This is a genomic window from Aquidulcibacter sp. (assembly GCF_044346625.1).
Classification (GTDB): domain Bacteria; phylum Pseudomonadota; class Alphaproteobacteria; order Caulobacterales; family Aquidulcibacteraceae; genus Aquidulcibacter.
In genome coordinates this window covers 1-11,623 of record NZ_JBIIYV010000079.1, presented here as the reverse complement: position 1 = coordinate 11,623, position 11,623 = coordinate 1, and the positions used below count along the sequence as shown (strand labels likewise).

At 54.6% G+C, this 11,623-nt stretch carries 8 protein-coding genes; 2 read left to right on the top strand and 6 right to left on the bottom strand.

Annotation, left to right across the window (positions count from 1 at the left end; all coding sequences use genetic code 11):
- On the top strand, positions 1 to 1,191 hold a 1,191-nt coding region (tuf, locus tag ACIQ20_RS14205), incomplete at its 5' end, for an elongation factor Tu (protein ID WP_313586315.1).
- 393 nt (positions 1,192 to 1,584) lie between these two features.
- On the opposite strand, the gene ACIQ20_RS14200 is transcribed toward tuf, so the two are convergent.
- Positions 1,585 to 2,469, bottom strand: coding sequence for a DUF3883 domain-containing protein (locus ACIQ20_RS14200; protein ID WP_395781397.1), 885 nt, complete (start codon positions 2,467 to 2,469; stop codon positions 1,585 to 1,587).
- Between the two features lie 215 nt (positions 2,470 to 2,684).
- On the opposite strand from ACIQ20_RS14200, the gene uvrB reads away from it, so the two are divergent.
- Positions 2,685 to 5,015 carry an excinuclease ABC subunit UvrB gene (gene uvrB, locus ACIQ20_RS14195; RefSeq protein ID WP_395781395.1) on the top strand — a complete coding sequence of 777 codons (2,331 nt, stop codon included), beginning with the start codon at positions 2,685 to 2,687 and terminating at the stop codon, positions 5,013 to 5,015.
- A 231-nt stretch (positions 5,016 to 5,246) separates the two neighbouring features.
- Here uvrB and rpmG read toward each other — a convergent pair whose 3' ends face one another.
- The 5 genes from rpmG to ACIQ20_RS14170 form a co-directional block, all read right to left on the bottom strand.
- Positions 5,247 to 5,414 (bottom strand): 50S ribosomal protein L33, encoded by a 168-nt coding sequence (gene rpmG, locus ACIQ20_RS14190; RefSeq protein ID WP_085339690.1) that lies wholly within the window; start codon positions 5,412 to 5,414, stop codon positions 5,247 to 5,249.
- 69 nt (positions 5,415 to 5,483) lie between these two features.
- Positions 5,484 to 6,650, bottom strand: a complete 1,167-nt coding sequence (locus ACIQ20_RS14185) for an MFS transporter (RefSeq protein WP_395781393.1) — start codon at positions 6,648 to 6,650, stop codon at positions 5,484 to 5,486.
- Positions 6,647 to 7,399, bottom strand: a complete 753-nt coding sequence (locus ACIQ20_RS14180) for an NUDIX hydrolase (RefSeq protein ID WP_395781391.1) — start codon at positions 7,397 to 7,399, stop codon at positions 6,647 to 6,649. Before ACIQ20_RS14180 ends, ACIQ20_RS14185 begins: the two co-directional genes overlap by 4 nt.
- A 144-nt stretch (positions 7,400 to 7,543) precedes the next feature.
- Complete coding sequence (locus ACIQ20_RS14175) at positions 7,544 to 10,168, bottom strand: TonB-dependent receptor (RefSeq protein ID WP_395781389.1); 2,625 nt, start codon at positions 10,166 to 10,168, stop codon at positions 7,544 to 7,546.
- A 261-nt stretch (positions 10,169 to 10,429) separates the two neighbouring features.
- Positions 10,430 to 11,359 (bottom strand): isopenicillin N synthase family dioxygenase, encoded by a 930-nt coding sequence (locus ACIQ20_RS14170; protein ID WP_395781387.1) that lies wholly within the window; start codon positions 11,357 to 11,359, stop codon positions 10,430 to 10,432.
- Positions 11,360 to 11,623: the final 264 nt, after the last annotated feature.

The following is an 11,623-nucleotide window of genomic DNA, read 5'->3' as shown; positions in this document are numbered from 1 at the left end:
ATGGCTAAGGAAAAGTTTGAACGTACGAAACCGCATTGCAACATTGGCACGATTGGTCACGTTGACCATGGTAAGACGACGTTGACGGCGGCGATCACGATGACGCTGGCGAAGGCTGGTGGTGCGAAGGCGATGAGCTATGCAGACATCGACGCAGCGCCAGAAGAAAAGGCGCGTGGTATCACGATTAACACTGCGCACGTGGAATATGAGACGGCGAACCGTCACTATGCCCACGTCGACTGCCCAGGCCACGCGGACTATGTGAAGAACATGATCACCGGTGCGGCCCAGATGGACGGCGCGATCTTGGTGGTTTCGGCTGCGGATGGCCCAATGCCACAGACCCGTGAGCACATCTTGTTGGCCCGTCAGGTTGGCGTGCCAGCACTGGTCGTGTTCATGAACAAGGTCGACCAAGTAGACGACGAAGAATTGCTGGAATTGGTTGAAATGGAAGTTCGTGAGCTTCTGTCCAGCTATCAGTTCCCCGGCGACGATATCCCCATCACCAAGGGCTCGGCTTTGGCAGCGGTTGAAGGCCGTGATGCGAAGATTGGCGAAGAAGCGATTCTGGCTTTGATGGCTTCGGTTGATGAATATATTCCTCAGCCAGAGCGTCCATTGGATCGTCCATTCTTGATGCCAATCGAAGACGTGTTCTCGATCTCGGGTCGTGGTACGGTTGTGACCGGCCGCGTTGAGACCGGTATCGTGAAGGTTGGCGAAGAAGTTGAAATCGTCGGCATCCGCGACACCATCAAGTCGACCGTGACTGGCGTTGAAATGTTCCGCAAGCTGCTCGATTCTGGACAAGCTGGCGACAACATTGGTGCGTTGCTGCGCGGTGTGGACCGTACTGGCGTTGAGCGTGGCCAAGTTCTTTGTAAGCCAGGCAGCATCAAGCCACACAAGAAGTTTGAAGCTGAGGCCTATATCCTGACGAAGGAAGAGGGTGGCCGTCACACGCCATTCTTCACCAACTATCGTCCGCAATTCTACTTCCGCACCACTGACGTGACCGGCATCTGCATGTTGCCAGACGGCGTTGAAATGGTGATGCCAGGCGACAACATTAAGATCATGGTTGAACTCATCACCCCGATCGCCATGACCCAAGGTCTGCGCTTCGCGATCCGCGAAGGCGGCCGCACCGTTGGTGCAGGCGTTGTCGCAACCGTGGTTGAATAAACCACTTCTGGCCTAAGGCCATCAAGATAGAGAGCGCCCCGGCTGAAAGGTCGGGGCGTTTTTTTGTGTCTGCGCACACCCCTCGCCCCCAAAGGGGGAGAGGTGACGGGGGTGAGGGGGCCTTTGCGCAGGAGCGCGTCAGTTCTGACAGGATGAAAGGCTTTAAATCGCATACTTTAATAATGTGAGTGTAAGGCCCTCACCCCCGACCCCTCTCCCAAGAGGAGAGGGGAGGCACCTTTTCTTAAGCCACTTTTGCGACCGGATGGGCACCAAAGCGCTTCTGGTTATGAGGGCAACATTGTAGAAAGGAGGTGAGGGGGCAATTCAGGTAATTTTTGTTATTTCTTTGGTGCACAAAAACACTCATTAAGACAGCGGAATAGATCAAGTCTAAGTCTGCAATGGTCGATTTTCAGAAGCGAATGATGCCATATAACTCGTTGCCATCAGACTGACATGAGCGTCTAGCGGTGGACGAATTTCAAAGGCTCTTGGCTCTTTTGCAAAGTTCCAAAGCCTAAGAAGGCACCAAGAGTCTCTCCGTTCTTCTGCGACTGCCAATTCATTGCGGCTGATGTGAAATGGAGATCGTTCCCAGCCATTTGTTGTTTTGACCTCAATCAAGCGCGGGGAGCCGTCTAATTCAAAGCTAGCTATGTCATAGCCAGCGCCATCGCCTTCAGTTTCCGAAGTCCATTGGACTTTCTTCGCCAGATCGGTTCGCCCGGCCAATGTAAGACTTTGTACTTCGTGCTTTAGAGCCCGCTCTTCTCCAGCTTTGCCGAGTGCACGATTCGCTGCGTCGCGCTCAGCGACGTCGTATTTTCTCAGAATTCTCTCAAGGAGCGTATGCTCAACTGGGGGAGGCGCGTTAGATACTGTCGGCGGGGGCCCAATCCAAAGTGGAATGTCCTCTTGAACGCTGAAGTTGGCACTTCTTGGAGATCCTTTATGGGCTTGCTTCAAAAACTCGTTCGCTGCCCAAGAATGCGGTTTATCTAATTGGCGTACCACGGCTTCAACCAAGTTAAACTGAAAGTTTGACATGGGTTTATAGCCCTCAATCCAAGGCTGATTTAGCCCTAACATTGCGGCACTAATGTTTTGATGCTTGAATTCAATCGAGCCGCGTGATCGCGTTGTCAGCCGACTTTGAAGCATTCTATTGCGCTCGGCTTTGTTGAAACTTTCGCCAGCAATTTCCATCCGCAACATGTCGAAGTAGTCTCCAACGATCAGGTCATTTTCCTCATCGCTCCAGTCGAATGATGCCACGGTTGGTGCTCCTAGAATTGAATGAAATCTGAATTGCAAAGGCTTTAACATGCCTTCTTGACTATCCGTCGGATAAAAATGTTTGACTGTTAGCTATGTCAAGTCAAGTTGAGTGTCCCAATCGGAATGCAACTCCCCCCCACACCCTGCCAATTCCCCCCCATCTCACTCGAATACCCCTACCCAAACCGCGATATTCTCCCTATGTTCTCGTGATGGCGCGTACCCCTTCCTCCCGACCTCGTAAGCCCAATGCCCATCCTACGACGGACAAGATGCAGGCGTGGGAGAATATCAAGAAGTTGCGGGCTGAGGCCGATGCGCTTGATGATCCTAAGCCCAATGCGCAAACGGTGACGGGGGTTGAGTTTGCGGGTGACCCGTTCGTCTATGATTTTGACTATAATGTGCTCGATGCACGCGGCAGTGCCGCTCCGCCCGCTTGGCAGCCCCATCGGCCCGATCTGCCCGAGAAGTTTGAAGGCGGTAAGCGCTTTGAATTGGTGAGCGATTATCAGCCCGCAGGCGACCAGCCCGCCGCGATTGAGGCTTTGTGTGAAGCTGCTCAAGAAGGGGATAAGGATCAGGTGCTGCTGGGTGTTACAGGCTCTGGCAAGACCTTTACCATGGCGCAAGTGATCAATCGGCTGCAGCGGCCTGCGCTGATCCTCGCCCATAACAAGACGTTGGCGGCCCAGCTTTATGGGGAGTTCAAGAATTTCTTTCCCAATAATGCGGTCGAATATTTCGTGTCCTACTATGACTATTATCAGCCCGAAGCCTATGTGCCGCGGACCGACACCTACATCGAGAAAGAGAGCAACATCAACGAACAGATTGACCGGATGCGCCACGCGGCCACCCGCGCTATTCTTGAGCGCGATGATGTGATCATCATTTCTTCGGTCTCATGCATTTACGGCATTGGCTCGGTTGAGAGCTATTCCTCCATGACCTTTGTCTTGAAGCCCGGTGATCGGGCCGACCCGCAAACGGTGACACGCGACCTGGTGGCGCTGCAATATAAGCGCAACGACATTTATTTCGCGCGCGGCAACTTCCGGCTGCGCGGCGATGCGCTCGATATCTTCCCAGCGCACTATGAAGACCGGGCTTGGCGGATCTTGTTTTTCGGCGATGAGGTCGAAGCGATCCATGAGTTTGACCCACTGACGGGCAAGAAGACGGCCGACCTCGACGCCGTTAAAGTCTATGCCAATAGCCACCACACAACGCCGCGTCCAACGCTGAGCCAAGCGATTGAGAAGATTAAGGCCGAGGCCAAGGCCCGCGTGGAATGGTTTGAGCAAAATGGTCTGTTGATTGAAGGCCAACGCCTGAAACAACGCACAGACTTTGATCTTGAGATGCTGTTGGCGACAGGATCGTGTGCTGGGATTGAGAATTATTCCCGCTATCTCTCTGGGCGCAATCCGGGCGAGCCGCCTCCAACCATGTTTGAGTATATCCCCGACAATGCGCTGGTGTTTGTTGATGAAAGCCATGTGACGATTCCTCAGATCGGCGGGATGTTCCGGGGCGATTATAGCCGCAAGAAGACCCTGTCGGATTATGGCTTCCGCTTGCCCTCTTGCATGGACAATCGGCCGTTGCGGTTTGAGGAATGGGACGCGATGCGGCCCCAGACCGTCAGTGTGTCTGCAACGCCGGGGCCGTGGGAGATGAACCAGACCGGCGGGGTGTTTGTTGAGCAAGTCATCCGCCCAACCGGGCTGATTGACCCACCTGTCGAAATACGCCCCGTGACGGGCCAAGGCTTTACCCAAGTCGATGATTGTATCGCCGAATCCCGCACGACCATTGCGGCAGGCGGCCGCGTCTTGGTGACAACCTTGACCAAGAAGATGGCCGAAGACCTCAGCGAATATATGCACGAGCAGGGCCTGAAGGTCCGTTATATGCACAGCGATATTGATACGGTCGAGCGGATCGAGATCATTCGCGATCTTCGTCTTGGTAATTTCGATATTCTGATCGGGATCAACCTCTTGCGCGAGGGTCTTGATATTCCTGAGTGTCAGTTGGTCTGTATCTTAGACGCCGATAAAGAAGGCTTCTTACGTTCTGAAACCAGTTTGGTTCAGACGATTGGACGGGCGGCGCGCAATGTCGATGGTCGCGTGATCTTGTATGCGGACTCCATCACGGGCTCGATGAAGCGCGCAATTGACGAGACCGATCGCCGTCGCGCCAAACAAGTGGCGTGGAACGAAGCCAATGGCATAACGCCTCAATCCATCCGCTCAAACATTCACGATATCCTCAATAGTCCCTATGGCAAGGAAGGCGTCACGATTGGTCTCGGGGCCGAAGGCGATGCCACTGCGAACGTCAAAGGCAAGGGTAAGGGCAGGGGCAAGGCGGAGGCCCTGCCAGAGGCTGGCGCACCCGGCCATAACTTCAAAGCGGCATTGGCCGACCTTGAGAAGCGGATGCGAGCCGCAGCAGCGGACCTTGAGTTTGAAGAGGCTGCCCGCCTGCGCGACGAGATCAAGCGGCTGGAGCGCTTGGAATTGGGGATGTAGGGGCGTTTTGGTACTTGGTTGCATGGTTTCCGCCTAGGAACGGCTCTAAGCCTCTCTAGACCCCCAGAAGGCTTGCCGCACAAGGCAGAGGGCACCAAACCATGGCGCTGGCATACAGGCGCTCACAAGTAAGCAGGCTAGATTTTTTTGCCCTTTGACATCACAAACCAAAAAGCGCGCTCTGGATATCCAAAGCGCGCCTAAAAGGGCGATCTCACCAAAGGGAGAAGCTTACTTAATTTTGCCTTCGACAAACTCAACATGCTTACGTACGACTGGGTCGTACTTGTTCATGCGCAGCTTTTCAGTCTTGGTGCGTGCGTTCTTCTTGGTGACATAGAAGAAGCCGGTGCCAGCAGACGAGTTCAGGCGGATTTTGATGGAGGCCGGTTTGGCCATGATAAATCTCCCGCGGTTGCGGTATGGGTGAATCTGAGGGGGTGCTTAGACCCTAAACTGCGGCAAAGGTCAAGACTTTCTCTGCGCTTGATGCTGCACAGCGATGGCGCAAATCGGTGTGAGGGCCATGACGGCCAACCCGGCGAGAAAGCCCGACGGGCCAAGGGTTTGAAGGAGGGTGCCACCGGCCAAGGGTGCGATCAATTGTCCAACGCCATAGCTGCCACCATAGGCTGCATTCGCCCCAGCCAGTTCAGTTCTACCAAAGCGCTCGGCAAGCCCCATTAGGCCTAAGGTGTAGAATCCTGTGACGCAGCCAGACCATAGGAAGCAAATTGCATAGGCCTCTGTCGGTGATTTGGCGACCATCAGCATGAATGGACCAATAAAGCCGATGACCGCCACGGCCAGGAGCGTGCGGGTGCGTCCATAGCGGTCTGCCAGCATCCCTATGGGCCCCTGCAGTAAGATATTGCCTAGTCCACTGGCAGCAATCAAATAGCCAGCAGCGGCGTCTTCAAAGCCCACTTCGCGGACCCAGAGGGGGAAGAGGTTGAAGGCGCTGGTCTCGATCGCCCCCATCGCGAAGGCAGGGACAAAGAGGGCAGGTGCAATCATCAGGCGGGCGAGAAGGGCTGAGGGCTTAGCTTCAGCACCTTCTGGCCGGGTAGCGGCAGGCGTCTTGAAGAGGAGGAGGGGCAAGGTGGCCAGCGCCATAATCGCCGCGCCAGCATAGGGCGTAGCAGGGCCCTGGTGTCCCAATTGGGCGATGACGAACCCGCCTACACCAAAGCCACCTGCGAAGGTCGCCGCATAGAGCCCGAGTAAGCGGCCGCGCAAATGGGCGGGGGCAAGTTCTAGGAACCAAGCTTCCGACGCTACGAAGATAATTGTCAACGAGGTGGAGAAGCCAAAGCGGATCGCCGTCCATATCCAAATATTGTCTGTGACCGGATAGAGCAGGAACATGGCGCTGGAGGCCAAGAGGCCGCCGCCTAGGATCACCTTCACGGGAAAGCGCCCCATCAGCCAAGGCACGACGGGTGTACAAAGGAGACCCGCCAATCCGGCGAAGGTCATGAGGAAGCCGACCTCCGTGGCGGTCATGCCAGTGTCGTCCAGCGTCAGAGCGAACAAGGGGGCGTTGATGGCGATCCCGACGGCTGCGATCAGGCCACAGCTGAGCGCGGTGCCAATCCCGGCCCAAGTCGCCGCACTCATGCTGGGTTCGATCATAAGCGGTCCATCAGGGGGCCAGTCCGGCCCCAGCGCAGGAAGGCGGGGCTATGCGGCCGATCTGGGGTTTGCAAGCGGGTTTGCACTTCGGTCAAGATGAAGCGGGTCACGTTAGGCAGATCCAAGCTGAAGGCCTCGCCCAGACTGAACCACCGCAAGTCTTGCATCTCGGCCCCATCGCGTGCTGGTCTCATGTCATAGAGCGCCTCGTCGGCATTGGCGATAAAGAAGCGCGCATCAAAGCGCTTGTGGCGCTGGGGCGGTGTGATGGCGCGGGCGAAGAAGTGCAATGGGCTGAGGTGGGGGGCGATGCCTGCCGCTGCAAAGCTGGTCCAGCCCGCATCGAGTGTCCGCACGGGTAACGAGCCTGGCCTACCAATCAACAGGCCGGTTTCCTCCCAGGTCTCGCGAATGGCTGCCAATCCAAAGGCGCGCGGATGACGGGTCTTATTTGCCTTTGAGAGATCCTCGGCAGATTGAGGATGTAATTCATCATGGGCGTCAACGAAGCGGTCGCAACGGTCTACTTTGCCACCGGGGAATACGTATTTGTCTGGCATGAAGCTGTGACCACTGGCCCGCCGGCCCATTAGGATTTTGGGCCCAGACTGGGTATGCTGGATCAAGATCAGCGTCGATGCATCCTTCGGGCGCGGCGCGCGGGCAGGGGCATCTGGACTGCCAGCCTGATAGGGCATGTCGCGTTCTGCGGTCGGATCAAGGGCGAGAAGGTTGTCAGTCTGAGTCATGGCCATGGGTTTAAGTTGATTGCCGCAAATGGGAAGTCCCCATCTGTGTTTTGGCTTTTGGCCTTTGGCTTCGGCCCACCCCCAACAAAAAAGCCCCCAACCCGAAGGTTGAGGGCTTTAATTTTGATCTAGGTCAGCCAGAGCTTACCAGATGTGCTTCACCGACACGCCATAGGTCCGTGGTGGGCTTGGGTAGCCCGAGATGGAGCCGTCTTGTGCGACGCTGTCGAAGATGGTGGTCAAGTAACGCTCGTCCGTCAGGTTACGGCTCCAAGCAGTGAACTCCCACCCATTGCTCGTTGCGAAGGTGATGCTCGCATTGAGGCTGATCGGTTGGTAGGTATAGGCTTCAGCCGCTTTCAAGTTGGCAGCGTTGCGAGCATCACGGCCAGCTTGGGTTGCTGGGAAGGCTGACGCCGGATTCAAATTCAGACCTTGGCTGAGTTGAGTTTCCGAAGTCCAGAAGTAGTCTGCCCGATAGGTGATACGGTTATCATTAGACAATGGCTGGATAAACGTTGCCGATGCATTGTAGGTGAATTCGGCAATACCTGCTGGGGTACGGCCAGTATAATCGCCATACGCACCGCCCTTGAAGTCGTCATACAACGGATCAAGATAGGTGGCTGCATAGGTCAAGATCAATGGACGAATTGGACGATAAGTCGCATCAAACTCAACACCCTTGGTCGACTGCTTACCAGCGTTTGCCAGAATGAAGCCGGTTCCAGTGAAGGTGTTTGATTGGAAGCCGTCAATCGCTTGATCAAACAAAGTCAGGTTGAACGCACCTTTTGGGAAGCGTGCTTTCAAGCCGATTTCATAGACAGTTGCTTCTTCAGGACCAGCAAAGCGGCTGCCGGTTCCCAAGTTTGTCAGAGCCAAACCAGCACTCCGAATTTTCGAAGGTGGCGGGTTTGTAATCGGACTGCCAGGAATGAAGTCCGCTGGCGATGGCTTGGAGTCGCGTGAGAGGTTGAACGATGTTGCCTTAAAGCCGGTTGCATAGCTGGCATAGGCGTTGAAGTTATCGTTGATTTCCCATGCAAGACGGACCGAATAGGTGGTGTTCTCGTCATTCGAACGACCGCTTTCAACCACATTTGGGACGTTCAAGAATGGACGCTGGAACTGTACCGCAGTCAGACCCAAGAAAGCGTTACAGATTGGCAGACCCGGAGGCTGGGCCCCAGGGGCACATGGCGTCCCGGCGATCGAACGGGCGTAGCCAGCGGCACCGGCCGCCCCGAGTACAGGCGTCAAGGCACCGGTGTAGAAACTGTCGCCAAACACAACCAGATCAAGGAGCGCAAATGGTTCAGTCGCTGTCGCATCGGTACGAATTTTTTTAGCGTCTTTGGTGTAGTTGAAGCCGCCGGTTAGGGTGAGGGCATCGGTAATTTTGTAATCAACGGTACCAAAGATCGACTGAGCGTCTGCATCCAAACCAAACTTTTCTACCATTCCGGTCCCGGACGCAAAATAGGTGCCTGATGGCAGGCGGTTTGTTGCTTCGATCAGCAGGATTGGCGAGGCAGCCCCACCGGTCAGAGCCAGCACATAGTTACGGAAGTCTTTTCCATAAACCACAGCCGAGTCTTGCTTGATGTTTTCTTTGAACAAGTACCCGCCGAGCAAGAAGTTCACTGGGCCGTCATAATTGGAAGTCAAGCGGAATTCTTGGGTCAGGGTGTCGATGTCTTGAATTTGCGGCACGCTTGCCAAACCAGCGCTGGTGAAGTCGACGTCGCCGTCTTGCTCACCATGCGAGTTGCGATAAGCCGAAATCGAGGTGAACGACAATTTGCCGAAATCATAATCGACTTGCATCGAAACGCCGCGGTTTTCGATCAAATTGGTTGGTGGAACGTCTGAATAAACCCGATCACCGAACGAGGAGTTTTCAACGATCCGGCCGCCGATTGCTTTGATGGCAGCACTTGCAGGGCCGCTCAATACGTTGGCCACAGCGCAGCACAATTCGTCGAGCTTGTCATAATCTGCAATCAAGCGAACTTTGAGGGTGTCGCTTGGTTTGATCAGCAAATCTGCGCGCACATTGAAGCGGTCGCGGTTGTTGATGTCTACGCCAAGGCCAATGTTTTCGACATAGCCATCACGCTTGTTGTAGCCAAACGACAACGCACCAGCTGCATTTTCACCCAATGGGCCAGTGATGTCAGCCTTAGCAACGATCGCGTTGAAGTTGCCATAGCTCAATTCAGCCGAGCCACCATATTCAAACTTAGGCTCGCGGGTGACCAGCGAGATCACGCCCGCAGAAGCGTTCTTGCCGAAAAGGGTGGATTGTGGGCCGCGCAAAACTTCGACGCGCTGAAGGTTTGGAAGATCGCCAATCGAAGCACCTGCGCGCGAGCGATAAACGCCGTCAATAAAGATCGCGACCGAAGGCTCGATACCCGCATTGTTCGCACCATTGCCGAAGCCGCGAATGATGAAGGTTGCGTTGGTGGAGCTTTGGTTGGTGCTGACGCGCAGCGATGGAACCAAAGTTTGAATGTCGTTCAAGTCGCGAACTTGTGCCTTGTTGATCGTGTCAGCCGAGGTCACCGACACCGCAACCGGGATGGATTGCAAGGTGGTTTCGCGCTTGGTCGCCGTCACGATGACGACTTCGGTTTCTTGGTCTGGCTCTGCTGCAGCCGGAGCAGTTTGGGCTTGCGCGACGCCGGCGAAGCTGAGGCCAGCAAAGCAAATGGACGAAAGCAGCGCAATTCGGCTGATCTTAGAAGTGCTGTTTGAACGCATGTGTGTTTCCCCAAAAGAATTTTTTTGGTCCAAACCCAAGTAGAACCGGGGTTTGGCCATTGTTGTCCGAAGATGAAAACATCTCGGTCTGTTATATCGTTAGACTGCTCGCTTTCAACCTGCAACACGCGTTAAGCGTTTTTCCGGCTCTTGACTGCATGGCTTCGAAAGTGTTGCCCGAAAGGCGCAAAAGTCCGGGCAATTTCGTCCAAGATGCCAATGATTTGGGCGGTTTTTGCCTAAAATCTTAACAAAAGGTAACTAGACGAGCTTAATTTCGCGAAGTCTCTGCTCTAAAAAGGCCTGTGCGTTGATTGGTTCATACTTGATCGGACCATTCAATGGCAGAGTCTCAATCAACACGTCGGGCGAGAAGTGCAAGAAAAAGGGCGACGAATAGCGCGCAAATCTGGCGCGTTCTGGCTCTGGATTGATAACTCTATGCACGGTGGAGGGTAGACGATCATTGGTGAGGCGCGCCAGCATGTCGCCAATATTGATCACCACACAGCCTTCCGGTGCTGTGACCGCCTGCCATTGGCCCGACTTGTCGAGCAATTGTAGGCCAGGCTCTTCTGCACCCAGCAGCAAGGTAATCACATTGATGTCGCCATGGGCACCGGCGCGGATGGCCCCAGGGGTAACTTCGGGGCCAAGGGCTGGATAATGCAGGGTGCGCAGGATTGAATTGCCTTCGGCGACCTTGTCGTCGAAATAGTCGGTTGGCAGCTCCAAATAGGTCGCGATAGCCCGCAGGATGCGTTTGCCTAAATGGTCGAAATCTTCAAACATTGCCTTCTGGCTGGCATCAAATTCAGGCACCTCAGGCATAGGTACATTGGGGGGCATCACGTTTGCAAAACGATGGTCTTCCGACAAATCCCGGCCTTGGTGCCAGAATTCTTTTAAATCCGCGATGGTATGATCTTTAGCTGTCTCCACCCCAAAGGCGGTATAGCCGCGCTGACCCGCACCGACTGGCGACTTATAGGATTTCTTCACATCCACCGGCAAAGCGAAGAAGGCCTTGGCTTTCTCCAAGGTGGCGTCGATGACTTTCTGATCTACGCCATGGTCTGCGACGATCGCAAAGCCAAACCGCTCAAACCAGCCACCCAATTCTTTCGAAAACCCGGCAAAGTCGGTGTCATAGGTTTTCATGGATACGGGTTTGATAACAGACTCGGGCATGGTCAGGGGCTCCAAAACGGCATTGGCTTCTAGGGGAAGGGCGCTCAAACCTCAAGGCGTCAAAGCGTCTCAGGCTAAACGGTTTCGTGAAATGTATAAGATGTTTGACATTTATTGAGGCCATGCCTAATCACGGACATGTAAAACATCTTTGTCATTTTGGCGCGAAGGAAGGTCTAGGATATGACGCTTGCGGAAAAAAGGGCTGGCTTATCGCTCCTCATGGGGATTTGCATCTTCGCTTATTTGACAGCGAATATGATA

Excerpts from the sequence above, each read along its gene's own strand:
- ACIQ20_RS14170 (WP_395781387.1), bottom strand. The coding sequence starts at position 11,359 with ATGCCCGAGTCTGTTATCAAACCCGTATCCATGAAAACCTATGACACC.
- rpmG (WP_085339690.1), bottom strand. The coding sequence starts at position 5,414 with ATGGCCAAACCGGCCTCCATCAAAATCCGCCTGAACTCGTCTGCTGGC.
- ACIQ20_RS14185 (WP_395781393.1), bottom strand. The coding sequence starts at position 6,650 with ATGATCGAACCCAGCATGAGTGCGGCGACTTGGGCCGGGATTGGCACC.
- ACIQ20_RS14180 (WP_395781391.1), bottom strand. The coding sequence starts at position 7,399 with ATGACTCAGACTGACAACCTTCTCGCCCTTGATCCGACCGCAGAACGC.
- uvrB (WP_395781395.1), top strand. The coding sequence starts at position 2,685 with ATGGCGCGTACCCCTTCCTCCCGACCTCGTAAGCCCAATGCCCATCCT.
- ACIQ20_RS14175 (WP_395781389.1), bottom strand. The coding sequence starts at position 10,168 with ATGCGTTCAAACAGCACTTCTAAGATCAGCCGAATTGCGCTGCTTTCG.